Raw genomic sequence first — 23,351 nt, forward strand, 5'->3', positions numbered from 1 at the left:
CCTCGTGGGGGGCGCGCCGGGCGAGCTCACCCCTCCAGCGGGGACACACTGTCGAAGGTGCGTCCGGCGAGCAGCGGTGCGGTACCGCGCGAGGCCGGGCCTGTCTGCCCGGGCCCGGCGGAGGCGGGGGTGGCGCGGGCGGGCGGCCGGCGCCCGGCTCACCCCCGCCGTGTGCGCTCCCCCGCCCGCCTCACCCCCGCCGTGTCCGCTCCCCCTCCCGCTCCCGCGCCTCCTTCCGTGCAAAGGCGTACAGCTCCTTGGAGGTGGCGATGAGTTCGCGCCGCTCCTCGCTCGAGCCGACCATCGGCTGCGAGCCCTTGAGCGGCACCTGGGCGCTCTCCGGCAGGAACCGCACGGTGAGCAGGCCGATGGCGCCGGCCAGCATCAGGTAGTAGGCGGGCATCAGGTCGTCGCCGCTCAGCTCGACCAGGGCGGCGGTGACCAGCGGGGTGGTGCCGCCGAACGCGGCGACCGCGAAGTTGAAGCCGATGCCCATGGCCGCGTAGCGCACGGCGGTCGGGAACAGCGCGGGCAGGGTGGCCGCGCTGGGCGCGGCGAAGCAGGCCAGCAGGGTGGCCAGCAGCAGCACGCCGGCGATCGGCGGCCAGGTGCCGTCCGCCTTGATCAGCCAGAAGGCCGGCACGGCGAGCACGATCATCGCGGCGGCGCCGACGGCGTAGAGCGGCCGCCGTCCCACCCGGTCGCTGAGCCGGCCGAGGAAGGTGATCAGGATGACGATCCACACCATGCCGACGAGCACCAGCAGGTCGGCGGTGCCGCTGGAGCGGTGCAGGGTCTCGGTCTGATAGGTCGGCAGATAGCCCGTGACCATGTAGTTGGTGACGTTGTAGAGCAGCACCAGCCCCATGCAGACGAGCAGGGCCCGCCAGTGATTGCGGACGATGTCCTTGAACTCGCTGCCGGCCGACTCCTGCGCGAGGGCCTTCTCGTGTTCGTCCAGCTGCTGCTGGAAGGCTGGGGACTCCTCCAGTTTCATCCGCATGTAGAGGCCGATCGCACCGAGCGGTCCGGCGATCAGGAACGGCACGCGCCAGCCCCAGGAGAGCATCTGGGCGTCCGTCAGGGCCAGGTTCAGCGCGGTGACCAGGGCCGAACCGAGGGCGTAGCCGGCGAAGGTGCCGAAGTCGAGCCAGCTGGAGAGGAAGCCGCGCCGGCGGTCCGGGGAGTACTCGGCGACGAAGGTGGTGGCCCCGCCGTACTCGCCGCCGGTGGAGAAGCCCTGGACCATGCGGGCCAGCAGGAGCAGCACGGGCGCGGCGATGCCGAGGGTGGCGTACCCGGGGATGAGACCGATGGCGAAGGTGCCCGCGGCCGTCATGATCATGGTGGTGGCGAGCACCTTCTGCCGGCCGATCCGGTCACCGAGCGGCCCGAAGACCAGTCCGCCGAGGGGCCGCACGACGAAGGCGGCGGCGAAGGTCGCGAACGAGGAGATGACCTGGGCGGCCGGGGAGGCGCCGGGGAAGAAGACCTTGCCGATGGTGGCGGCGAGGTAGCTGTAGACACCGAAGTCGAACCACTCCATGCAGTTGCCGAGCGCGGAGGCGCCGACGGCGCGCCGCAGCAGCGGCGGCTCGACGACCTGCACGTCGTCGGTGCGGAAGGCCCGCCGGTTGCGGTGCAGCCTGCGGCTCAGTTCCTCGCGGACCTGGTGCGGCAGCCGTGCCACCGCCTTCGGCACCCGCGCCGTGCTCCGCGCCCCCCGCTCCCCGCCGGACACGGGCCCCGCACCGGACGTGGGCTCCTCGCCGGACCTCTCACCGCTCATGAGCGCCTCCTTCCGCTCGCCGTCTTGATCACCGCCTGCCCCTCTCGCCGGGCCGGAAACGGAATCTCTTCGTCCAGTCCCGGCGGCGGGAATATGAGGCAGGCCACAGACGTAAGGAAAAAGTAGGACATAATGGAGGTCACCGGACGACACCGTCAGCGACCTTCGCGCGACCCGTCATCGCAAGGAGCCGTTCCCCTTATGGCGCACGGAGCCCACCCCAGCCCCCTTCTGCCGCCCCGTCCCGACCTGACCCTCGCCCGCGACTGCGACCAGCGCCTCGGCTGGGGCACCGTCGTCACCCACGAGGGGCACCACGAGCTGTGCCGCGACTGCCAGCCGGGCCCCACCGCAGGAGGGTGCGGCGACCCCCGCCCCTAGCGCGGCACCGGCCCCCTCTCGCCCCACCCGGAACGATCACGTTCCGGATAAGCTTCGGGTAACGATTTCACCAAGAGATGTTCAAGGCCGAGGCAGGGGGCTTTCCATGAGTACCGCACGCACCAGCAGGACACCGTTGCCGGGCATCGGTGTCCGGTACGACCTGACGACCCGCGAACACCGCAATCTGTCGGTGGTCGCCCACCGGGACGGCTCGCGGACCCTGAGCGCCTACCGGAACGACGACCCCGACGCCTGCGCGCTGTCGGTCCGCCTCACCGGGCAGGAGGCTGAGGCCCTGGTGGACGCCCTGAAGCCGACCCATCACAGCCCCACCCTGCTCTCCACGACGGAACTGGGCCTGGTGGCCGAACGGATCGAGCTGCCCGGGACCTCCTACTGGAACGGACGGCTGCTCGGCGACACCCGGATGCGCACGGAGACCGGGGTGTCGATCGTGGCCGTCCTGCGCCGCGCCGAGGCGATCCCCTCCCCCGGCCCCGGCTTCCGGCTGGCCGGCGGGGACACCCTGATCGTCATCGGTACCCGTGAGGGCGTGGACGCCGCCGCCGCGATACTCGGACGGGAGTGACCGGGATGCATTCCTCCGCGGTCTTCCTGATCGAGTTCGGCGCGATCATCCTCGGCCTCGGCCTGCTCGGCCGGCTCGCCGCCCGGCTGCGCTTCTCTCCCATCCCGCTGTATCTGCTGGCCGGGCTCGCCTTCGGCGAGGGCGGGCTGCTGCCGCTCGGCACCAGCGAGGAGTTCGTGGCCATCGGCGCCGAGATCGGCGTCGTCCTGCTGCTGCTCATGCTGGGCCTCGAGTACACCGCCGGCGATCTGGTCTCCAACCTGAAGACCCAGTACCCGGCCGGGATCGTCGACGCCGTCCTCAACGCCCTGCCCGGCGCCGCCATGGCCCTGCTGCTGGGCTGGGGCCCGATCGCCGCCGTCGTCCTGGCCGGCATCACCTGGATCTCCTCCTCCGGCGTCATCGCCAAGGTCCTCGGCGACCTCGGCCGGATCGGCAACCGGGAGACACCGGTGATCCTCAGCATCCTGGTGCTGGAGGATCTGTCCATGGCGGTGTACCTGCCCGTCGTCACCGCCCTGCTCGCCGGGACCGGCATCGCCGCGGGCAGCGCGACGCTGGCCATCGCGCTCGGCGTGGCGGGCGTGGTGCTGCTGGTCGCGGTCCGCTACGGCCGCCACATCTCCCGCTTCGTCTCCACCGACGACCCCGAGAAGCTGCTCCTCGTGGTCCTCGGCCTGACCCTGGTGGTCGCCGGGGTCGCCCAGCAGCTCCAGGTCTCGGCGGCGGTCGGCGCGTTCCTGGTGGGCATCGCCCTGTCCGGGGAGGTCGCCGAGGGCGCGCACAACCTGCTGGCACCGCTGCGGGACCTGTTCGCGGCGGTGTTCTTCGTCTTCTTCGGCCTGCACACCGATCCGGCGAGCATCCCGCCGGTCCTGCTGCCCGCGCTCGCCCTGGCCGCCGTCACCACCCTCACGAAGATCGCCACCGGCTGGTGGGCGGCCCGTCGCGCGGGCATCTCGGGCCGGGGCCGCTGGCGGGCCGGCGGCACCCTGGTGGCCCGCGGCGAGTTCTCCATCGTCATCGCGGGCCTCGCCGTCACCTCCGGCATCGACTCCGACCTCGGCCCGCTGGCCACCGCCTATGTGCTGATCCTGGTCGTCCTCGGCCCGCTCACCGCCCGGTACACCGAGCCGCTCGCCCTGCGGCTCACCGGCCGCCCGGCCCGCCCGCGCCCGGCGCCGGAGCCCGGGGCCGAGGACGGCCCGGACGCCGTCGCGCCGGACCAGGAGGCACCGGTCAGCCGCTCCTGATCACCGTGACGGCGCCGACGTACGGTGGGGGCATGTCGTCGCCTCCCCTGCCGGGACCGCTGGCCCAACTGGAACCGCTGCTCGGCCACTACGGTTACTGGGCCGTGGCGGCCGTGGTCTTCGTGGAGGACTTCGGGGTCCCCGCGCCCGGCGAGACGATCCTCCTCGCGGCGGGGGTGTACGCGGGCGCGGGCCGGCTGGACGTGGTGGCCGTGGCGCTCATCGCGTTCGCCGCGGCCGTCGCCGGGGACAACCTCGGCTATCTGATCGGCCGGGCCGGCGGACGGGCCTTCGTGCACCGGTGGGGCCGGTACGTCCTGCTGACCCCGAAGCGGTTCGAGGCCGCCGAGCGCTTCTTCACCCGGCACGGCGGCAAGATCGTGACCGTGGCCCGGTTCGTGGAGGGGCTGCGCCAGGCCAACGGCATCATCGCGGGCACGACCGGCATGCGCTGGCGCCGCTTCCTCGCCTTCAACGCTCTCGGCGCGGCCCTGTGGGTCGGCCTGTGGACCACCCTCGCCTGCCTGGCGGGCAGCCACATCACCGCGGTCCACGACCGCGTCCGGCGCTACGAACCGTACGTCCTCCTCGCCGCCGCCGTCGTGATCGCGGGGTTCGTCGTACGCCACCTCGTGCGGCGGCACCGCGCCCGCTGACCCGCCGGTCTGGTTTGGACGGCGGTGGAAGGGCAATCCGGAGGGGGACCGCAGACCGCGTCCTACGTAGGGAAGTGACACACGATGGCCGGCAACCAGAAGGCGAAGGCCAAGGCGGAGCAGGCCAAGGGCAAGGTGAAGGAGGCCGTGGGCCGCGCCGTGGGCAACGAGAGCATGGAGGCCGAGGGCCGCGCGAAGGGCGCCAAGGGGGACGCCCGGCAGTCCAAGGAGAAGGCGAAGGACGTCTTCAAGCACTGACCGAGACGGCTTCGACCGACGAGGTGTGTGCCGGTCCGGCCACGCAACGGGCCCGGGTGTCCCCGCGCGAGCGGAGGTCCCGGGCCCGTTCATGCGCGCGGGACCGGACGTTCGTGCCCATCCGGGGGATTCCTCGCAAACGTCCCCTTGACCGGCGCCCCAGCGGGTAGCCGAGCAGGGACGGCACGGTACCCCTGTGCACAGGAAGGGCCCCTGACCCCAGAGGAAAAGGGCAACGAGATATGGACATCCCTCTCAGGACTCACGCGACGACGACGCGGGACCGCCCGGCGGTGTTGCGCTACAGCCGCACCTGGGACACCGGCGTCTCCAGCATCGCTGAGGCCAGAGACGCCGTCGCCGACCTGCTCGCGCGGGCGCGGCCGACCCCGGGACGGCGTCCGGTGCAGGATGCCCAGCTCGTCGTCAGCGAACTCGTCACCAACGCGGCCAAGCACGCGCCCGGTCCGTGCGCGCTGGGCCTGGAGCTGCTGCCGGGCGCGCGGGCGCTGCGCGTCACGGTCACGGACACCTCCCGGGAGCCGCCGCGCAGGCGTCCCCCCGACCCCCGTCGGGTCGGCGGCCACGGCCTGCACCTGGTGGCGATGCTCGCCCGCGACCTGGACGTGACCTGGCTGGCCCACGGCAAACGGGTCACGGCGACGGTGCCCCTGACCACGGACCCGACCGGCTGACCGCGGGCACGTCACAGCCGTCGAGCGCCGCCGGGAGCGGACGCCGGGCGTGAGCCCGGCGGTGCCGTCAAGCGGCGTACCGCCGACGGACGACACCGCCGCGTCCGATCGTCCCCCTGCGTGCGGGGCCAGTCCAAGGGCCCTGTCGATCAGGACCTTGCCGCCGCCCGTGGTCACGGGCGGCGGCATCGGCCACCACGTCCTCGACGCGGCCCCCAGGCCGGACGGCAAGGGTGACGGCAACCGGTCAACGAGCACGGGCGCGGGTCAGCCGCCGCCCCCAGGAGCCCGCACCTGGCATCCGGGCGGAGCCTGTCCGCGCTGTCGCCCAGTCCGGGGGTGTCTCGCCGTCCACCACGAACTCGAGCAGCACAGGACCGCGCCGGCCCAGCGCCTCGGCCCAGGCGGAGCCGACCTGCCGGGGCCGGTCGCAGCGGACGGCGGGCAGCCCGGCGAGGCGCGCCCACTCGGCGTACGGCAGCGCGGGGACCTCAGCGGAGAGCGGGATCAGCGGATCGCCCACGGCGGCCCGGCGCTGCCAGGTCAGCCGGTTCAGGTCGCCGTTGCTGAAGACGCAGAACACCAGCGGGGGCAGATCGGCCAGCCGGTCCAGATGACGGCGGACGGTGATCAGCTCGTTCAGGCCCCCGCCTTGCAGAGCCCCGTCGCCGACGAGGGCGATCACCGGCCGGCCGGGGGCGGCGAACCGGGCGGCCACGGCGTAGGGCACGGACGCGCCCGGCAGTCCCAGGTGGCCGGAGAGCAGCGAGCGCATGCCGGTGCGGAGCCGGAGATGGCGGGTCCACCAGTCCAGCGCGGTGCCGGAGTCGGTGGTGACGACGGCCCCCTCCGGCAGCCGCTCGGACAGCTCGGCGACCACCGACCGCGGGTTGACCGACGTACCGAAGTAGCGGTGGGCCCGGGTCTCCCCCGCCGCCCGCCACGCCCGCACCGTGCGCTCCACCCGGACGGCCCAGCCACGGTCCGCGCCGCCGCGCAGGAGCGGGAGCAGCGCGTCCAGGCAGGCCGTCGCCTCGCCGTTCACCCGGACGGCGGAAGCCCCGGGGTCGAGCGGGCAGTCCTCCGGGTCCCGGTCCACGGTGACGATCCGGCACCGGTCCGCGGCCGGGAGCAGCGCGGGGTCCAGGTCCTCCGCGCCGACGAGCAGCAGTGTGCCGCACTCCCCCAGCAGGGCCGCGGCGGCCTCACTGCCGAGCGGGCCCGCCACGCCGGCCAGGTACGGCAGGTCGTCCGGCAGCGTGTCCCGGGCCAGGGCGGTCGTGGCGACACCGGCGCCCAGCTGCCGCGCCGCCCTGGCCGCCCGCCCGGCCGCCGCGCGGCCCCCGTTGCCGACCAGCACGACGGGACGGCCCCCGCCGCCGAGCACCTCGGCCGCGCGCCGGACGGCACCCGGGTCCGGCCGGCGCACCGGCGACGGGACGCTCGGGGCACCGGACGGACCGCACGGTCCGGGCGGTGCCGGGGCCGCGAGGGTCTCGTGGGGCAGGACGAGGCCCGCCGCCCCCCGGTCGCCGAGCGCGGCCCGGACCGCGCGGTCGAAGGCGTCGCCGACCAGCTCCGGCGCCGCCGCCTCCTCGCAGTACACGCAGACCTCCGCCAGGTGGCGTACGGCCGGGCCGCCGTCACGCCGGGGCGCCGGGTCGGCGCCCACCAGGGCCAGCACCGGCGCACGGTCGGCCGCCGCGTCGTACAGCCCGGCCAGCAGCCGCAGCACACCCGCTCCCGGCGGGGCGAGGCAGCAGCCGGGCCGGCCGGTGAGCTTGGCCTCGGCGCAGGCCATGAGCGCGGCGGACTCCTCGCCCCGCGTCTGCACGAACTCCGGGGCCCCGGCGCCGCCGAGGGCCCGCACCAGCGGGTCGACGGCCAGGGCCGGCACGCCGTACACCCGGCCCACGCCCGCCTCCCGCAGCCGGGCGGCGAGCCTGTCGGACACGTTCACCACGGCGACCTCCCTGAGCCCCGGCGGCCACTGGTCCGGGCCACCGGGTAGCCGCGCGCCGAACCCCGCAAACGGACCGGGCCGACCGGGCGGCCGTCCCGGACGCGCGGAGCCGGGCCGGGCGTGCCAGGCTCGGAGGGGAAGCACGCGCAGTGAGTGATCCGGCACCGGGCGGAGGGCGGGCACGCGGTGGAGGTGTCTCAGGAACGGGAGCCGGCCCGGCGCCCGGGCCGCGGGGAGCGCCTGGTGACGGCGCTGGACCAGCGGCTCCCGGCCGTCGCCGCGGGCCGCGAGTTCCTGCGCAAGTCCTTCCCGGACCACTGGTCGTTCCTGCTGGGCGAACTCGCGCTGTACAGCCTGCTGGTGCTGGTGCTCACGGGCGGATGGCTGACGTTCTTCTTCCACCCCGACATGACGGAACACCCGTACACCGGCTCGTACCCGCCGCTGCGCGGCACGATGACCACCGGGGCGTACGCGTCCGTGCTGCACATCAGCTTCGACGTGCGCGGCGGTCTGCTGATGCGGCAGGTGCACCACTGGGCGTCGCTGGTGTTCGTCGCGGCCGTCGGCGTCCACCTGCTGCGGATCTTCCTGACCGGCGCGTTCCGCCGGCCCAGGGAGCTGAACTGGACGGTCGGGGTGACGCTGTTCCTGCTCGCCCTGCTGGAGGGCTTCTGCGGCTACTCGCTCCCCGACGACCTGCTGTCCGGCACCGGTCTGCGCACCGCGCAGGGCATCGTGCTGTCGGTGCCGGTCGTGGGGACGTACGTGTCGTTCCTCCTCTTCGGCGGCCAGTTCCCGGGGCACGAGATCATCTCCCGGCTGTACGTGACGCACGTCCTGCTGGTACCCGGTCTGCTGCTGGCGCTGGTGGGGGTGCACCTGACGTACGTCGTGGTGCACAAGCACACCCAGTGGGCGCGGCCCGGCCGCACCAACCGGAACGTCGTCGGCAAGCCGCTGGTGCCGCAGTACACGGCGAAGTCCGCGGGCCTGTTCCTGATCGTGGCGGGGGTGCTCGCGCTGATGGGGGCGCTGTTCCAGATCAACCCGGTGTGGGACTTCGGGCCGTACCGCGCCGACCACGTCTCCCTGGACTCGCAGCCCGACTGGTACGTGGGCTATCTGGAGGGCGCGCTGCGGCTGATGCCGGGCGCGGAGACGGACGCGGCCGGGCACACCGTCGTCTGGGACGTGTTCCTGCCCGGGGTCGTGCTGCCCGCGGTGCTGTTCCTCGGCCTGTACGGCTTCCCGTTCCTCGAGCGGTGGCTCACCGGTCCCGGCCCGGAACAGCATCTGTGCGACCGGCCGCGCGACCGGCCCGCCCGGACCGCGCTCGGCGCCGCGGCCGTCTCGGTCTACGGCGTGCTGCTGCTGGCCGGCGGGCAGGACGTGCTGGCCTATGTGTTCGACCTGCCGGTGGAGCTGCTCACCCGCGTCCTGCGCGCCGGGGTGTTCGTCGTGCCGTTCGTGACCTACCAGGCCACCAGACGGGCCTGTCTCGGGCTCCAGGCGGCCGACCGGCGGCGGCTGCTGACCGGGGAGACGACCGGCGAGGTGCGGCGCACGGCGGGCGGCGGCTACGAGGAGGCGCACACCCTGCTGCCCGGCGAGGAGGTCTGCCGCATGCTCGTGCGGGACATGCCCCGGCCGCGGGCCGCGGGCTCGGAGGCCTGGCGCTGGCTGCGCCGGCACCGGCTGCGCAACGCCCTCAGCCGCTGGTACTTCGGCCGGAGCGTGGAACTGCCGGCCACGCCGGGGCAGCGCCGCCGGGTGGCCGCCGTGCGGGCCGCTCCGGGCGCGGGGGCCGGGCGGGAGGCGGAGGACGCCGTGAGCGAGGAGGAGACGCCATGACGGACGGCGCCGACCGGCGCGGGAACGCGCTGTACGGGCCGCAGCCGGACGTGTCCGGCGCGGCCGGCTACCCCGACGCCCCGCCGCGCGTGGGCTTCTTCACCGACACCTCCGTGTGCATCGGCTGCAAGGCGTGCGAGGTGGCGTGCAAGGAGTGGAACGCGATCCCGGAGGACGGCCTGGAGCTGACCGGCATGTCCTACGACAACACGCGTGGCCTCGGCGCCGACACCTGGCGGCATGTGGCCTTCGTGGAGCAGGTCCCGTCCGGCGGGCCGGGGGCGGCCGGGGACGGCGTGGACGTGTTCGCCGCAGCGTCCCGGCTCGGCACCGGTACGGAACCCGGCGGGCCGGTCCCGCCGGTGGCCCCGGACGGCCGGACCGAGCTGCGCTGGCTGATGTCCTCGGACGTGTGCAAGCACTGCACGCACGCGGGCTGCCTGGACGTGTGCCCCACGGGAGCGCTGTTCCGCACCGAGTTCGGCACGGTCGTCGTCCAGCAGGACGTCTGCAACGGCTGCGGCTACTGCGTGCCCGCCTGCCCGTACGGTGTCCTCGACCGGCGGGAGGGCGACGGGCGGGTGTGGAAGTGCACCCTGTGCTACGACCGGCTGGGCGTCGGCCTGGAGCCGGCCTGCGCCAAGTCCTGCCCGACCGACTCCATCCAGTTCGGCCCGCTGGAGGAGCTGCGGGAACGGGCGCGGGAGCGGGTGGCGCGGCTGCACGCGGCCGGTGTGACCGACGCCCGCCTGTACGGCGAGAGCCCCGGGGACGGGGTGGGCGGTGCCGGCGCGTTCTTCCTGCTGCTGGACGAGCCGGAGGTGTACGGGCTGCCACCGGACCCGCAGGTCACCACCCGGGACCTGCCCGCGATGTGGCGGCACGCGGCGGCGGCCGCGGTGACCCTGGCGGCCCTGGCCCTGGGCAGCTTCGCGAGGAGGCCCGGATGAGCGAGTCGGACGTCACGCGGGACGGGGTGCGGGGCGCCCGCCCGGGCCGGGAGGCGGTGACCGGCGCCCAGGCGGGCCGCCGGAGGCGGGGCGGCCGGGGTGAGCGGCCGGTGGTGCCGGAGGCGGAGTTCGCGTCGTACTACGGCATGCCCGTCCTCACCAAGCCGCCGTGGAAGCCGCTGGACATCGCCGGGTACCTGTACCTCGGCGGGCTGGCCGGGGCGTCCTCGCTGCTGGCGGCCGGGGCCCGGCTGACCGGCCGGCCGGGGCTCGAGGCGCCGGCGCACACGGCCGCGGCCGGGGCGATCTCGCTGTCGCTGGCGGCGCTGGTGCACGACCTGGGGCGGCCGGCCCGCTTCCTGAACATGCTGCGGGTGTGCAAACCGACCTCGCCGATGAGCGTGGGCTCGTGGCTGCTGGCGGCGTACGCGCCGCTGACGCTGACCGCCGCGGCCACCGAGGTCGCGGGCCGGTACCGGCTGCTGGGTTCGGCCGCCACGGCGGCCTGCGCCGTCCTGGGCCCGGCCGTGGCGACCTACACCGCGGTGCTGCTCGCGGACACGGCGGTGCCGTCCTGGCACGAGGGCTACCGGGAACTCCCGTTCGTCTTCGCGGGTTCGGCGGCCGGTGCCGCGTCCGGGCTGGCGCTGCTCGCGGCACCGGCCGCCCAGGCCGGTCCCGCGCGCCGGCTCGCCGTGCTCGGCACCGCTCTCGAACTGGGCGCCTTCCGCACGATGAAGCGGCGCATGGGCCTGGCCGCGCGGCCGTTCGGGCTGGGCCGGGCGGGTCTGCTGGTCCGGGCGGCGGAGCTGCTGACGGCGGGCGGCGCGGCCCTCGCGCTGTGCTCCGCGCGCGACCGGCGCCTCGCACGGGTGTCCGGGGCGGCGCTGCTGGCGGGCTCCGCGGCGCTGCGCTTCGGTGTGTTCCACGCCGGGGTGGCCTCCGCCGAGGACCCCGTGTACACGGTCGTACCGCAGCGGGAACGCCTGAAGGCCCTCGGGTCACGCCCCTGACCGGGCCGGGCCGGCACTGGCGGAATTCCGTGACTGCCTGTCACTTTCGCCGCTGTCGGCCCGGATCCGCCGTTCCTAGGCTCACGGTGACCAGTCGCTCGTGAGAGGAACGCACAGATGACCGAGGCACACACCGACGGACGCGACGTCACCCGGCGCACGATGCTCCGGCGCGGGGCCGGTGCCGCCGCGGCCGGCGCGGCGGCCGCGGTCGCCGGTCCGCCCGCCGCCGCCCACGCCCGGCCGGGCCGGGCCGCCGCGCTGCCCGCGGCGGTGGCCGGGGTCCGGATCCCCGACAGCGAGGTGGCCCGGCACACCGTGGCCTTCGCCCGCAGTGTCAGCTCCCCGTCGCTGTTCCATCACGTGCTGCGCAGCTATGTCTTCGGCGCGCTGGTGTTCGACCGGCAGGGGACGCGTTACGACCGGGAGCTGGGGTTCGTCGCCGCCGTGCTGCACGATCTCGGTCTGGTGGAGGCGTTCCAGACCCCGACCGAGCGCTTCGAGGTCGACGGCGCCGACGCCGCGCGCCGTTTCCTGCGCCGGCTGCGGGTGCCCGCCGAGCGGGTGGACGTGGTCTGGGACGCGATCGCCCTGCACACCAGCGCGGGCATCGCGGCCCGCAAGAGGCCGGAGATCGCCCTGGTGTCCGTGGGGTCGGCGCTCGACTTCACGGGGAACGGGCTGGACCGGATCCCGGCCGACGTCCTGGCGGAGGTGCTCGACGCCTTCCCCCGACTGGAGTTCAAGAAGGTCGCGCTGGAGACGATCCTGTCGCTGTGCCGCAGCAAGCCGATGGGCGAGCTGATGCACCCCTTCGCCGAGGTCGGCCGCCGTCACCTCCCCGGCTTCCCGGTGCCCTCCGCGGAGGACCTGCTGATGAACGCGCCGTTCGCGGAATGAGCGGGCCCGGGGCCCGGGGATGCCGCCCGGGCCTCGCGTTCCTCCCGGTTCACCCACGCCCAGGTGACCGCCGCCGCGGTGATGCCGAGCGGCAGCATGCCGGTGATCATGGCGAGGCCCGCCGCCGGGCGGCCCGCGGCGACGACCCCGACGACCGGCAGGTCCAGCAGCGGTGCCGCGAGGAAGAGGTACAGGCACCGGCCGGCGTCGTCCAGCCGGTGCCGGGTGCGGGCCAGGACCGGCAGCCAGAACAGCACGGCCGCCCCGAGCAGCACGGGCTGGGTGACCAGGGCCCCGCCCGGTGGCCGCAGGACGCCGAGGTCGCCGAGGACCGCCCAGGCGTGCGCCAGCACCAGCAGGGGCAGGGCCACGGCGGCGGGGACGGCGGTCCGCTCCCACAGCGGGGAGCGGCGCAGGGCGTGGACGACGGCCGGGACGGCGGCGGCGACCAGGAGCGCCGGCCCGGCCGTCACCACGACCGACGTGTGCGCGGGATGCACGGCCGGTCACCTGTCCCGGGCCGTGGTGCCGCGTACCGCGAGCACGGCCGAGACGCCCAGCAGGGGCACGGCGACGAACAGCAGCCAGTGGCCGTAGACGAAGCCCAGGGCGACCAGCAGCAGGCCGGCCGCGGCGGGCGGCACCGCGCCCGCGCCCCGGTCCGGGACCCGGTAGCGGACGTGCTGGTCGGGCGCCCGGCGGGAGGAGAGCAGCACCGCGCCGGCCGCCAGCGCGAGGAGCAGGACGACGCCGCCCCACAGCCAGAACACCAGCGGGCTCTCGCCGTAGACCGCGAGGACGGCGAGGAGGACGCCGTTGAGCAGCGCCCAACCCGCGACCACCACGGCGGACAGGTGCCGTCTCATGCGCGGCCGCCCTCCCGGCGCTTGAGGTCGAGCAGCGGGGCGAAGCTGGTGACGGGCGGCAGCGGGCGGTCCGCCGGGAAGTTCAGGCGCGGCGGCGGGGACGGGGTGGCCCACTCCAGGGTGTGCCCGTCCCACGGGTCGTCACCGGCCGGGCGGGCGCTGCCCAGGCGGCGGGCGTGCAGGGTCCGCACCACGTTGACCACGAACACCGCCATGCCGGCGGCGAGGAAGGCCGCGCCGGCCCCGGAGAGCAGGTTGAGGGTGCCGAAGCCGTCGAACGCGGCGTAGGTGGCGACCCGGCGGGGCATGCCGAGGTAGCCGAGCGCGAACATCGGCAGGAAGGTCAGATTGGTGCCGACGACCAGCAGCCAGAAGTGCAGCCGCCCCATGCCCTCGTCCAGCAGCACGCCGGTGACCTTGGGGAACCAGAAGTAGACCGCGGCGAACAGGCCGAAGGCGCTGCCCGCGAAGAGCACGTAGTGCAGGTGGGCCACGACGAAATAGCTGTCGGTGACGTGGTAGTCGATCACGGGGGTGCCCACCATGACGCCGGTGAGGCCGCCGATCAGGAACTGCGGGATGAAGGCGAGCGCGAACAGCATCGGGGTGCGCAGCCGCGGCCGGGCGCCGAGGACGGTGCCGAGCATGCCGAAGTACTCCACGCCGGCGGGGACGAGCAGGGCGATGGAGGTCAGGGAGTAGTAGTCGTTGGCCGCCTGGCCGGTGGCGAACATGTGGTGGCCCCACACGCTCATCGAGAGGGCGGCGAACACCAGCAGGGACAGCACGGTGCCCCGGTAGCCGAAGAAGCGGCGCCCGCAGAACACCGCGAGCACCTCGGCGACGGCGGCGAGGTACGGGAAGAACATCACGTACACGACGGGGTGGCCGTAGAACCAGAAGAGGTGCTGGTAGCCGATGTTCCACGCGTTGGACGCGAAGAGAGAGGCGTCGGCGCGGCCCACGGCCAGCAGGGCGAGGGCGGCCAGCAGGGCCGGGAAGGCGCCGATCACCATCAGACAGGTGGCGATCATGGCCCAGCAGAACACGGGCAGCCGCAGCATGGTCATGCCCCGGGTGCGGCGGCGCAGCAGGGTCCACAGCACCGCCCAGCCCTGCAGGATCGCTCCGGTGACGGCGAGGAGGACACCCACGATCCACAGGTCGCTGCCGGTGCCGGGCGAGAACTCGCCGTCGGCCAGCGGCGGGTAGGAGAACCAGCCGGCGGCGTGCGCGCCGGCCGGGGTGGCGAAGCCGGCGAGCAGGGCGAGGGCGCCGCCCGCGTAGAGCCAGTAACCGAGGAGGGTGAGCCGGGGCAGGGCGATGCCGGGGGCGCCGGTCTGCAACGGGACCAGGTAGACGCCGAGGCCCAGCGCGAACGGCGTCATGACCAGGTAGATCATCCCGGAGCCGTGGACGGTGAAGACCTGGTCGTACAGGTGCGCCCCGAGGAAGGTCTCCTCCGGGCGGGCGAGCTGACCGCGCATCAGCAGGGCGAGGACGCCCATGAGCAGCATGAGCACCAGGGAGGTGCCGGCGGTGAGCAGGCCGATCCGCTTGTGGTCGGTGGTGGCGGCCCAGCCGAGCCAGCCGCCCGGCGGGACGGACCGGCCGTCGTCGTCCGGCCGGGCCCGGGCGGGCGGTGCGACCGTCATGCGGCGGCCGGCCCGCCGTGCGCCCAGCGGTCGTACGCGCGGGGGGACACGGCCTCGATCCAGAAGTCCATGGTGTGGTGCCGCTGGCCGCAGAACTCGGCGCACCGGCCGCGCCAGCGGCCCGTGCGGTCCAGGGTGAGGGTGAGGGTGTTCACGTGGTGCGGGAAGGCGTCGGTCTTGTAGCGCAGCGCGGGCACCCAGAGGGAGTGGACGACGTCCCGGGAGGTGAGCCGGAACTGGACGGTCCGGCCGGCCGGCACGACGAGGGTGGGCATGTCGTGGCCCTCGCAGGTGCCGGTGACGCTGCGGCGGGCCGGGGAGCCCGGGTAGCGGAAGGTCCAGCACCACTGGAAGCCGGTGACGTCGACGCGCAGCGGACGCGGGCCGGCCGCGGGGTGCTCGCGGTGGTTCTGCCAGGCGGTCCAGGCCACCAGGAAGACCGCGAAGGCCGCGAGGGCGGCGACGTAGTAGGCCTCCAGGCGCGGCCGTTCGGCCCGCTCGGCCGGCTGGGGGCCCTCCGGCGTGCCGGGGCGCCGGTGACGCAGGAGCGTCCAGGCCAGCAGGCCGAGGACGGCGAGGAACACGGCACCGGCGATGGCCGTCTCCACCGTGAACACCGTCCCGAAGACATGGCGCTGCCTCACGGCGCCACCGTCTTCGCCCCGCCGCCCCTGACCGTCATCCGATCGCTCCCGTCACTCACTCGGGACCGTGACCATCCGGACATTACGGGCACCTCCTCGGGTCCGGGTGCCGACACACCGCAGTGGCACCTCCCCGGCGGCCGGAGATGCCGTGCGCGCGAGGCGGCGGGACAATCGAGGCACCCGAGCGGGAGGAGGAGCCGTGGGCGTACGCACCTGGATCGACTCCTGGCCGGTCTACCGGCAGCTCACGGGCACGGATCCGCTGGGCCGGGGAGCCGCCGCCAAGAGCGCGGCGAGCGCCCGGCTGACACCCCGGGTGGCCACGGCCGACCGGGTGGTGAAGTCCGTCTGCCCGTACTGCGCGGTGGGCTGCGGCCAGAACGTGTACGTCCAGGACGGCCGGGTCACGCAGATCGAGGGCGACCCGGACTCCCCCGTCTCCCGCGGCCGGCTGTGCCCCAAGGGCGCCGCCAGCCTCCAGCTGACCACCGGGGACGCCCGCGAGCAGCACGTCCTCTACCGGCGCCCGTACGGCACCGGGTGGGAGCGGCTGGACCTGGACACGGCGATGGACATGATCGCCGACCGGGTGATCGAGGCCCGCCGGGCCGGCTGGCAGTGGGAGGTCGACGGGGCCCGCACCCGGCGTACCCTCGGCATCGCGAGCCTCGGCGGCGCCACGCTCGACAACGAGGAGAACTACCTGCTGAAGAAGCTGTTCACCGCGCTCGGCGCGATCCAGATCGAGAACCAGGCGCGCGTTTGACACTCCTCCACCGTTCCCGGTCTGGGAACCTCGTTCGGCCGCGGCGGCGCGACCACCTTCCAGCAGGACCTCCAGCACGCGGACTGCATCGTCATCCAGGGCTCGAACATGGCCGAGTGCCATCCGGTCGGGTTCCAGTGGGTGATGGAGGCCAAGGCCCGCGGCGCCAAGGTGATCCACGTCGACCCGCGGTTCACCCGCACCAGCGCGCTCGCCGACCTGCACGTGCCGCTGCGCGCGGGCACGGACATCGCTTTCCTCGGCGGGATCGTCAACCACGTGCTGCGGCACGGGAAGTACTTCCGCGAGTACGTCGTGGCGTACACCAACGCGCCGGTGATCCTGCGGGAGGACTTCCGGGACACCGAGGACCTGGCCGGTGTCTTCTCCGGCCTGGACCGCGACAACCGCGGCTACGACAACACCAGCTGGCAGTACGAGGGCACCGAGGTGCAGGCGGCCTCCGGCGAGCGGGACCAGGAGTACGAGGACCGCACCCGGGGCGGCACGTCCGTGACCGAGGCCGCGCGCGGCGAGGCCCACGGCTCCGGCGGCGCGGTGATCGGCGAGGGCGAGCCGGAACGGGACGAGACGCTGTCCCACCCCCGCTGTGTCTTCCAGGTGCTCAGGCGGCACTACGCCCGCTACACCCCGGAGCTGGTCGAGCGGGTCTGCGGGGTGCCGCGGGACGTGTTCGAGCGGGTGTGCGAGCTGGTCACGGAGAACTCCGGACGCGACCGGACGACGGCCTTCGCCTACGCGGTCGGCTGGACCCAGCACACGGTGGGCGTGCAGAACATCCGGGCGGCCTCCGTCCTGCAACTGCTGCTCGGCAACATCGGCCGGCCGGGCGGCGGCATCCTGGCGCTGCGCGGGCACGCCTCCATCCAGGGGTCCACGGACATCCCGACCCTGTTCAACCTGCTGCCCGGCTACATCCCGATGCCGCACGCGCACCAGAACCAGGACCTGGACGCGTTCGTCGCCGCCGAGGCCGCGCACAAGGGCTACTGGGGCAACATGCGGGCCTACCTGGTGAGCCTGCTCAAGGCGTACTGGGGTGACGCGGCGCGCGCGGAGAACGACTTCTGCTTCGACTACCTGCCCCGGCTGACCGGCTCCCACTCGACGTACGAGACGACGACGGCCCAGCTGGACGGCGTCTGCAAGGGATACTTCCTGATCGGTGAGAACCCGGCGGTGGGCAACGCGAACTCCAGGCTGATGCGGCTCGGCATGGCGAACCTGGAGTGGCTGGTGGTGCGGGACTTCTCGCTGATCGAGTCGGCGACCTGGTGGCGGGACGGGCCGGAGACCGAGACCGGCGAGCTGCGCACCGAGGACATCCGCACGGAGGTGTTCTTCCTGCCGGCCGCCGCGCACACCGAGAAGGACGGCAGCTTCACCAACACCCAGCGGCTGCTCCAGTGGCACCACCAGGCGGTCCAGCCGCCCGGCGAGGCGCGCAGCGACCTGTGGTTCGCCTACCACCTGGGCCGGATCATCCGGGCGAAGCTCGCCGGGTCCGACGACGGGATGGACCGGCCGGTGCTCGACCTGGCCTGGGACTACCCGACGAAGGGTCCGCTCGCCGAACCGGACGCGGAGGCGGTCCTCGCCGAGATCAACGGCCGCGGCCCGGACGGCGGCCCGCTGTCCTCGTACGAGGAGCTGAAGGACGACGGCTCGACGGCCTGCGGCTGCTGGATCTACTGCGGGGTCTACGCCGACGGTGTCAACCAGGCGGCCCGCCGCAGGCCGGGCCGGGAGCAGGACTGGGTCGCGGCCGAATGGGCGTGGGCCTGGCCGGCCAACCGGCGGATCCTGTACAACCGCGCCTCCGCCGACCCCGAGGGCCGGCCGTGGAGCGAGCGGAAGGCGCTGGTGTGGTGGGACGCGGAGCGCGGCGAGTGGACGGGCCACGACGTCCCCGACTTCACGAAGGACAAGGCGCCCGGCCACGTCCCGCCCGAGGGCGCGACCGGACCGGAGGCACTGTCCGGCACGGACCCGTTCATCATGCAGGCCGACGGAAAGGGCTGGCTGTACGTCCCCTCCGGCCTCACGGACGGCCCTCTGCCCGCCCACTACGAGCCGCAGGACTCCCCCGTCCCGAACCTCGTCCACGACCAGCAGCGCAACCCGGTACGGCAGTTGCTGCCCCCGCACCCCGGCAACCGCTACCAGCCGAGCGGCGCCGAGCCCGGCTCCTCGGTGTTCCCCTGCGTGGCCACCACCTACCGGCTCACCGAGCACCACACGGCGGGCGGGATGTCCCGCTGGCAGCCGTACCTGGCCGAGCTCCAGCCGGAGTTCTTCTGCGAGGTGTCCCCCGAGCTGGCCGCCGAGCGGGGCCTCGCGCACACCGGCTGGGCCACGATCGTCAGCGCCCGGGGCGTGATCGAGGCCCGGGTGCTGGTCACCGCCCGGATGGTCCCGCTGACCGTGCACGGGCGGACGCTGCACCAGGTGGGACTGCCCTACCACTGGGGCCCGAACGGATACAGCACCGGCGACGCGGCCAACGAACTGGTGCACCTGTCCCTGGACCCCAACACACACATCCAGGAGACGAAGGCGTTCGCCGTCGACATCCGCCCGGGACGGCGGCCGAGGGGCGAGGCGGCCCTGGCACTGGTGCGGGCGTACCGGATCCGGGCGGGCATCGACGAGCGGACCGGGACCGAGCCGTGAGCGGTCCTACCGCAGGACCAGGGAGTGCGGCCCGCGCGGCACCAGCTCCCCCACCACGGGCGCTCCGGGCACCTCCCCGGCGACGAGCAGCCCGCCGGAGGTCTGCGCGTCGGCGAGCAGCAGCCGGGTGTCCGCGTCGGTGTCCCCGAAGTCGGTGTGCGGCGCGACCCACTCCAGATTGCGCCGGGTGCCACCGCTGACGTAGCCCGCCTCTACGGCCTGACGGGCGCCTTCCAGATACGGCACGGCGGCCGTGTCGACCACGGCGGTCACCCCGGAGGCGCGGGCCAGTTTGTACAGGTGGCCGAGGAGGCCGAAGCCGGTGACGTCGGTGGCACACTCGGCGCCGGCGGCGAGCGCGGCCTCGGCGGCCTCCCGGTTCAGGGCGGCCATCGTGGCGACGGCGTGCGCGAACCGCTCGCCGGTGGCCTTGTGCCGGTTGTTCAGCACTCCGGTGCCCAGCGGCTTGGTCAGGGACAGCGGCAGCCCCGGCCGGCCCGCGTCGTTGCGCAGCAGCCGCCCGGGGTCGGCGACGCCGGTGACGGCCATGCCGTACTTGGGTTCGGGGTCGTCGACGCTGTGTCCGCCGCCGACGTGGCAGCCCGCCTCGGTGGCGGTGTCGAGTCCGCCGCGCAGCACCTCCCGGGCGAGGTCGAACGGGAGCCGGTCGCGCGGCCAGGCGAGGAGGTTGACGGCGAGCACGGGCCGGCCGCCCATCGCGTACACGTCGGACAGGGCGTTGGCGGCGGCGATCCGGCCCCAGTCGTACGGGTCGTCCACGACCGGGGTGAAGAAGTCGGCCGTGGCCACGAGGGCGGTGCCCCGGTGCGTGACCACGGCCGCGTCGTCGCCGGTGGCCAGGCCGACCAGCAGCGGGGTGTCGCCTCCGGTGAGCGCGGGCGCGGTCAGGTGGGCGACCACCTCCTCGAGTTCGCCGGGCGGGATCTTGCAGGCGCAGCCGCCGCCGTGGGCGAACTGGGTGAGCCGTACGGGCGCGGGACGGGCCGGTGTCGCTGTCATGGCGGTGGTCTCCTGGGGCGGTAGCCTGACGGGCGGTGGAGGCGTGTGGGTGCCTGGTGGCCCTCCCGGTCTTCAAAACCGAGGGGCCCGAGGATCTCGGGCCGGCGGGTTCGATTCCCGTCCGTCTCCGTCTCCGTTCACCGGGTCCGTCCGGCAGCGCCGGCGCCGCGCGTCCACGCGCTCGGTATGGCCCCGGGCGTCCAGGAACTCCAGCAGCGGTACGGCCACCCGGCGGGTGGTGTCCAGCGCGCGCCGGGCCTCGCTGAGCGTGAACGGCTGGGGCAGCGCCCGCAGCACGGCGGCGGCCACGGCGTCCGCGCCGGGCAGCAGCACGATCCCGTCGGCGATCCGCAGCAGCGCCCCGCCGGCCGCCGCCGCGGCCAGCGCCCGCCGGTCCAGGCCGAGTTCGGCGAGCCGGCCGGCCTCGGGCGCGCGGAACGGGGCCCGGGCGAGGTCCCGGCGCAGGGCGTCCACGCCCGCCCGGACGGGGGCGGGCAGGGCGTCCCGCGGACCGTCGGCGGGGTACAGCCGGCCCCGGTCGGCGCGCAGCCGGGGCAGCCGCGCGGCGAGCGCGTCGACCAGGGCGCGGTCGGGCAGTCCGAGCAGCCGGCGGGCCGTCTCGGTGGGCAGGCCGGGGTCCAGCGGACGGGCGCGGGCGTGTTCGCCCACCCGGGCGACGAGCCGGTCCCTCAGCTCCGCCCAGTGCGCCGGATCGGCCAGCCAGTCCCCGGCGACCGGGTTCCCGGGCGCGGGCACGCCCATGGCGCGCAGCTCGGCGCGCCGGATCAGCTTGCGGCGGCGCAGTTCGGCGGCGGGGTCGGGGCGGCCGGTCATGGTGGCCAGTTCCGCCGCGCGGGCCCGGCCGGCGCCGCGCCGGGTCAGCCGGGGCGGCCGTACGTCCAGGACGGTGGCCCCGAGGGGGGTGCGGCCGCCGCCGGGCGCGCGCAGCACCGCCCGGTCGCCCACCCGCAGCGGCAGGCCCCGGCGCAGGGTGAGCCGGGCGGTGTCCGGGCCGAGCGGACGGACGGTCACCGGCACGGCGGCCGTACCGATGTGCAGGGTGAGGCAGCGGGGCAGCGCGGCCGCGTCCTCCCCGGTGACGCGTACGTCGGTCACCTCGGCGCACAGCCAGCGGTCCGGGGTCAGCAGCACCTGTCCGCGGCGCAGCGCGCCGTCCCCGGGCCCGTGCACATTGACGGCGACGCGGGCCACCGCGCCGACGGCGGTCCGCTCCTCGCGCAGGCTCTGCAGGCCGCGCACCCGCAGCGTGGCCGTGCCGTCGGCGGTGACCAGCCGGTCGCCGACCCGCAGGGTGCCCGCGCCGAGGGTGCCGGTCACCACGGTGCCGTGACCGCGGACGGCGAACGCCCGGTCCAGCCACAGGCGTACGTCGGCGTCGGGGTCGGGGGCGGGCAGCCGGTCCGCCAGCCGGGCCAGTGCGGCACGCAGCTCGTCCAGGCCGGCGCCGGTGACCGCGCTGACGGCGGCCGAGGCGACCGGGCCCAGCGAGGTGGCGGCCAGGCGTGCGAGGGCGTCGGCGCGCACCGGCCCGGGGTCGGCGAGGTCGCCGCGGGTCACCGCGAGGACGGCGTGCCGGACGCCGAGCGCGTCGAGGACGGCCAGGTGCTCCGCCGACTGCGGCTGCCAGCCCTGGTCGGCGGCCACCACGAACAGCACGGCGGGCACGGGTCCGACGCCGGCCAGCATGGTCGGCACGAACCGCTCGTGCCCCGGTACGTCGACGAAGACCAGGTCGTCGCCGTCCAGCCGGGTCCACACGAATCCCAGGTCCAGGGTGAGGCCCCGGCGCCGCTCCTCCTCGTGCCGGTCGGGTTCCATGCCGGTGAGCGCGCGGACCAGCGCGGACTTTCCGTGGTCGACGTGTCCGGCGGTGGCGAGGACCCGCATCAGGCCCGACCGTCCCTGGCGGGCTCCTCCACCGCGGCCCGGTGCACGGCGGGCCGGGCCGACCGTACGGCGTCGGCCAGCCGGCCGTCGTCCTCGGGCGGGACCGACCTGAGGTCCAGCAGGCAGCGCCCCGCCTCCAGCCGGCCGACGACGGGCAGGCGGCCGGTGCGCAGGGCGACGGCGTACGGCTCGGGCAGGGACAGGGCCGCGCTGGGCAGGGTGACCCCGGGTGCTCCCCCGCCGCCGACCGTGGCGGCGCTCGTGACGGCCCGTACGTCGATCCCGTCGGCGCGCAGCGCGGCGGCGAGCCGGCCGGCGCGGTCCCTGATCCGGTCCGGGTCGGCGGCGAGGGCGCGGGCGGTCGGGGTGGGCGGGCCGGTGAGGGTGGCCTCCAGCGCGGCGAGGGTCAGCTTGTCGACGCGCAGCGCGCGGGCGAGCGGATGCCGGGCCAGAGCGCCGACCAGGTCCTGACGGCCGAGGAGGAGCCCGCACTGGGGGCCGCCGAGCAGTTTGTCGCCGCTCGCGGTGACGAGCGCGGCACCGGCCCGCAGCTCGCTGTCCGCGTCGGGTTCTGCGGGCAGGGCCGGGTACGGGGCGAGCAGGCCGGAGCCGGTGTCGACCACCACGGGGACCCCGAGGCCGGCCAGTTCGGCGGTTCCGGCGGACCGGGTGAAGCCGGTGACGCGGAAGTTGGACGGGTGGACCTTCAGCACGAAGGCGGTCTCCGGCCCGACGGCCGCCGCGTAGTCGGCGGGGGCGGTGCGGTTGGTCGTCCCGACCTCGCGCAGCCGGGCGCCGGTCGACACGAGCAGGTCGGGCAGGCGGAAGCCGTCGCCGATCTCCACCATCTCGCCCCGGCTGACGACGATCTCCCGGCCGGCCGCGAGGGCGGTGGCGGCCAGGACGAGCGCGGCGGCGCCGTTGTTCACGACGTGCGCGGCGCCGGCGGCCGGCACCCGCTCGCGCAGCGCGGCGAGCGCCGAGCGGCCCCGGCGCGCCCGTACGCCGGTCGTGAGGTCGAGTTCGACGTCCGTGGGCCCGGCCGCCTCGTGGACCGCCTGCCGGGCGGCGCCCGACAGCGGGGCCCGCCCGAGGTTGGTGTGCAGCAGCACCCCGGTGGCGTTGAGCACCGGGCGCAGGCCGCTCGCGGTGCCGGGCAGCAGGTCCAGGGCCGTGCGCGGGACCTGTTCCGGCGCGATGCCGCCCGCGCGGGCCCGCTCCTGTGCCTGCCGTACGGCGGCCTTCACCCGGTGCGCGCCGAGCCGGTCCGCGGCGGCGGACAGCCGGGGGTCGCGCAGCAGGGTGTCGGTGCGCGGGATGCGGCGGCGCGCGCCGGCCGTGTCCGCCGGGGTGTCCTCGGCTGTCCGTCCTGGTACCGGCCGCTGTTCCATGGCGCCCTGTTCCTCCCGGTCCCGGCTGTGCCCGTGCGGGTCCGGCCCATCGTCCCCCGCCGCCCGCGCCGCACCGTCCGACACGCCGGGACGCACGTGG

At 75.1% G+C, this 23,351-nt stretch carries 19 protein-coding genes, 1 tRNA gene and 1 pseudogene; 12 read left to right on the forward strand and 9 right to left on the reverse strand.

The features are described from left to right. Positions 1 to 190: 190 nt before the first annotated feature. Positions 191 to 1,789 carry a glycine betaine/L-proline transporter ProP gene (proP, locus tag AB0E62_RS30590; protein WP_362200973.1) on the reverse strand — a complete coding sequence of 533 codons (1,599 nt, stop codon included), beginning with the start codon at positions 1,787 to 1,789 and terminating at the stop codon, positions 191 to 193. Between the two features lie 201 nt (positions 1,790 to 1,990). Between proP and AB0E62_RS30595 the strand changes: the two genes are divergently transcribed. From AB0E62_RS30595 to AB0E62_RS30620, 6 genes are all read left to right on the forward strand, one after another. After that, positions 1,991 to 2,170, forward strand: a complete 180-nt coding sequence (locus AB0E62_RS30595; protein WP_362200976.1) for a hypothetical protein — start codon at positions 1,991 to 1,993, stop codon at positions 2,168 to 2,170. Between the two features lie 106 nt (positions 2,171 to 2,276). Further along, positions 2,277 to 2,762 (forward strand): TrkA C-terminal domain-containing protein, encoded by a 486-nt coding sequence (locus AB0E62_RS30600; RefSeq protein ID WP_362200979.1) that lies wholly within the window; start codon positions 2,277 to 2,279, stop codon positions 2,760 to 2,762. Positions 2,763 to 2,767: 5 nt separating this feature from the next. Beyond that, the gene (locus AB0E62_RS30605) at positions 2,768 to 4,015 is read left to right on the forward strand and encodes a cation:proton antiporter (RefSeq protein ID WP_362200982.1); all 1,248 of its coding nucleotides are present in this window, start codon (positions 2,768 to 2,770) and stop codon (positions 4,013 to 4,015) included. Between the two features lie 32 nt (positions 4,016 to 4,047). Continuing rightward, complete coding sequence (locus AB0E62_RS30610; RefSeq protein WP_362200985.1) at positions 4,048 to 4,671, forward strand: DedA family protein; 624 nt, start codon at positions 4,048 to 4,050, stop codon at positions 4,669 to 4,671. A gap of 84 nt (positions 4,672 to 4,755) precedes the next feature. Next, positions 4,756 to 4,929 (forward strand): CsbD family protein, encoded by a 174-nt coding sequence (locus tag AB0E62_RS30615; protein WP_362200988.1) that lies wholly within the window; start codon positions 4,756 to 4,758, stop codon positions 4,927 to 4,929. A gap of 242 nt (positions 4,930 to 5,171) precedes the next feature. Continuing rightward, the gene (locus tag AB0E62_RS30620) at positions 5,172 to 5,624 is read left to right on the forward strand and encodes an ATP-binding protein (RefSeq protein WP_362200991.1); all 453 of its coding nucleotides are present in this window, start codon (positions 5,172 to 5,174) and stop codon (positions 5,622 to 5,624) included. A 247-nt stretch (positions 5,625 to 5,871) separates the two neighbouring features. On the opposite strand, the gene AB0E62_RS30625 is transcribed toward AB0E62_RS30620, so the two are convergent. Further along, complete coding sequence (locus AB0E62_RS30625; RefSeq protein WP_362200994.1) at positions 5,872 to 7,587, reverse strand: thiamine pyrophosphate-binding protein; 1,716 nt, start codon at positions 7,585 to 7,587, stop codon at positions 5,872 to 5,874. A gap of 243 nt (positions 7,588 to 7,830) precedes the next feature. Between AB0E62_RS30625 and AB0E62_RS30630 the strand changes: the two genes are divergently transcribed. The 4 genes from AB0E62_RS30630 (at position 7,831) to AB0E62_RS30645 (ending at position 12,304) form a co-directional block, all read left to right on the forward strand. Further along, on the forward strand, positions 7,831 to 9,441 hold the full coding sequence (locus tag AB0E62_RS30630; RefSeq protein ID WP_362200997.1) for a ubiquinol-cytochrome c reductase cytochrome b subunit: 1,611 nt from the start codon (positions 7,831 to 7,833) through the stop codon (positions 9,439 to 9,441). After that, on the forward strand, positions 9,438 to 10,391 hold the full coding sequence (locus AB0E62_RS30635) for a 4Fe-4S dicluster domain-containing protein (protein WP_362201000.1): 954 nt from the start codon (positions 9,438 to 9,440) through the stop codon (positions 10,389 to 10,391). Before AB0E62_RS30630 ends, AB0E62_RS30635 begins: the two co-directional genes overlap by 4 nt. Continuing rightward, entirely contained in the window at positions 10,388 to 11,404 is a 1,017-nt protein-coding gene (gene nrfD, locus AB0E62_RS30640; RefSeq protein WP_362201003.1) for an NrfD/PsrC family molybdoenzyme membrane anchor subunit, read from the forward strand. The genes AB0E62_RS30635 and nrfD overlap by 4 nt, the downstream gene beginning before the upstream one ends. Positions 11,405 to 11,521: 117 nt before the next feature. Continuing rightward, positions 11,522 to 12,304 (forward strand): HD domain-containing protein, encoded by a 783-nt coding sequence (locus tag AB0E62_RS30645; RefSeq protein ID WP_362201006.1) that lies wholly within the window; start codon positions 11,522 to 11,524, stop codon positions 12,302 to 12,304. Here the strand turns inward: AB0E62_RS30645 and AB0E62_RS30650 are convergent. Genes AB0E62_RS30650 through AB0E62_RS30665 form a run of 4 tightly spaced genes read right to left on the reverse strand, consistent with a single transcriptional unit; the run spans position 12,238 to position 15,469 of the window. Further along, positions 12,238 to 12,804: a hypothetical protein gene (locus AB0E62_RS30650; protein ID WP_362201009.1), complete on the reverse strand. Its 567-nt coding sequence runs from the start codon at positions 12,802 to 12,804 to the stop codon at positions 12,238 to 12,240. The two genes, AB0E62_RS30645 and AB0E62_RS30650, sit on opposite strands and share 67 nt — an antisense overlap. A 6-nt stretch (positions 12,805 to 12,810) precedes the next feature. Next, positions 12,811 to 13,170 (reverse strand): hypothetical protein, encoded by a 360-nt coding sequence (locus AB0E62_RS30655; protein WP_362201011.1) that lies wholly within the window; start codon positions 13,168 to 13,170, stop codon positions 12,811 to 12,813. Continuing rightward, complete coding sequence (locus AB0E62_RS30660; protein WP_362201013.1) at positions 13,167 to 14,825, reverse strand: cbb3-type cytochrome c oxidase subunit I; 1,659 nt, start codon at positions 14,823 to 14,825, stop codon at positions 13,167 to 13,169. The genes AB0E62_RS30655 and AB0E62_RS30660 overlap by 4 nt, the downstream gene beginning before the upstream one ends. Then, positions 14,822 to 15,469: a cytochrome c oxidase subunit II gene (locus tag AB0E62_RS30665; RefSeq protein WP_362201015.1), complete on the reverse strand. Its 648-nt coding sequence runs from the start codon at positions 15,467 to 15,469 to the stop codon at positions 14,822 to 14,824. The genes AB0E62_RS30660 and AB0E62_RS30665 overlap by 4 nt, the downstream gene beginning before the upstream one ends. 202 nt (positions 15,470 to 15,671) lie before the next feature. On the opposite strand from AB0E62_RS30665, the gene fdh reads away from it, so the two are divergent. Then, positions 15,672 to 18,932, forward strand: a complete 3,261-nt coding sequence (gene fdh, locus AB0E62_RS30670; protein WP_362201017.1) for a formate dehydrogenase — start codon at positions 15,672 to 15,674, stop codon at positions 18,930 to 18,932. 6 nt (positions 18,933 to 18,938) lie between these two features. On the opposite strand, the gene selD is transcribed toward fdh, so the two are convergent. Next, the gene (selD, locus tag AB0E62_RS30675; protein WP_362201020.1) at positions 18,939 to 19,952 is read right to left on the reverse strand and encodes a selenide, water dikinase SelD; all 1,014 of its coding nucleotides are present in this window, start codon (positions 19,950 to 19,952) and stop codon (positions 18,939 to 18,941) included. Between the two features lie 37 nt (positions 19,953 to 19,989). On the opposite strand from selD, the gene AB0E62_RS30680 reads away from it, so the two are divergent. Further along, positions 19,990 to 20,082, forward strand: a tRNA-Sec gene (locus AB0E62_RS30680). Positions 20,083 to 20,123: 41 nt separating this feature from the next. Here AB0E62_RS30680 and AB0E62_RS30685 read toward each other — a convergent pair. Both AB0E62_RS30685 and selA read right to left on the reverse strand, forming a co-directional pair. Beyond that, a pseudogene (locus AB0E62_RS30685) lies at positions 20,124 to 21,860 on the reverse strand (SelB C-terminal domain-containing protein); the annotation flags it as partial. After that, the gene (gene selA, locus AB0E62_RS30690; RefSeq protein WP_362201023.1) at positions 21,860 to 23,251 is read right to left on the reverse strand and encodes an L-seryl-tRNA(Sec) selenium transferase; all 1,392 of its coding nucleotides are present in this window, start codon (positions 23,249 to 23,251) and stop codon (positions 21,860 to 21,862) included. The pseudogene AB0E62_RS30685 and the gene selA, both read right to left, overlap by 1 nt. Between the last annotated feature and the right edge of the window lie 100 nt (positions 23,252 to 23,351).

It is taken from the genome of Streptomyces sp. NPDC038707 (genome assembly GCF_040636485.1).
GTDB lineage: Bacteria > Actinomycetota > Actinomycetes > Streptomycetales > Streptomycetaceae > Streptomyces.

Coding starts and splice junctions, on each gene's coding strand:
- AB0E62_RS30610 (WP_362200985.1), top strand. CDS start 4,048: ATGTCGTCGCCTCCCCTGCCGGGACCGCTGGCCCAACTGGAACCGCTG.
- AB0E62_RS30605 (WP_362200982.1), top strand. CDS start 2,768: ATGCATTCCTCCGCGGTCTTCCTGATCGAGTTCGGCGCGATCATCCTC.
- proP (WP_362200973.1), bottom strand. CDS start 1,789: ATGAGCGGTGAGAGGTCCGGCGAGGAGCCCACGTCCGGTGCGGGGCCC.
- AB0E62_RS30615 (WP_362200988.1), top strand. CDS start 4,756: ATGGCCGGCAACCAGAAGGCGAAGGCCAAGGCGGAGCAGGCCAAGGGC.
- AB0E62_RS30645 (WP_362201006.1), top strand. CDS start 11,522: ATGACCGAGGCACACACCGACGGACGCGACGTCACCCGGCGCACGATG.
- AB0E62_RS30635 (WP_362201000.1), top strand. CDS start 9,438: ATGACGGACGGCGCCGACCGGCGCGGGAACGCGCTGTACGGGCCGCAG.
- AB0E62_RS30655 (WP_362201011.1), bottom strand. CDS start 13,170: ATGAGACGGCACCTGTCCGCCGTGGTGGTCGCGGGTTGGGCGCTGCTC.
- AB0E62_RS30660 (WP_362201013.1), bottom strand. CDS start 14,825: ATGACGGTCGCACCGCCCGCCCGGGCCCGGCCGGACGACGACGGCCGG.
- AB0E62_RS30600 (WP_362200979.1), top strand. CDS start 2,277: ATGAGTACCGCACGCACCAGCAGGACACCGTTGCCGGGCATCGGTGTC.
- AB0E62_RS30595 (WP_362200976.1), top strand. CDS start 1,991: ATGGCGCACGGAGCCCACCCCAGCCCCCTTCTGCCGCCCCGTCCCGAC.
- nrfD (WP_362201003.1), top strand. CDS start 10,388: ATGAGCGAGTCGGACGTCACGCGGGACGGGGTGCGGGGCGCCCGCCCG.
- selD (WP_362201020.1), bottom strand. CDS start 19,952: ATGACAGCGACACCGGCCCGTCCCGCGCCCGTACGGCTCACCCAGTTC.
- AB0E62_RS30620 (WP_362200991.1), top strand. CDS start 5,172: ATGGACATCCCTCTCAGGACTCACGCGACGACGACGCGGGACCGCCCG.
- selA (WP_362201023.1), bottom strand. CDS start 23,251: ATGGAACAGCGGCCGGTACCAGGACGGACAGCCGAGGACACCCCGGCG.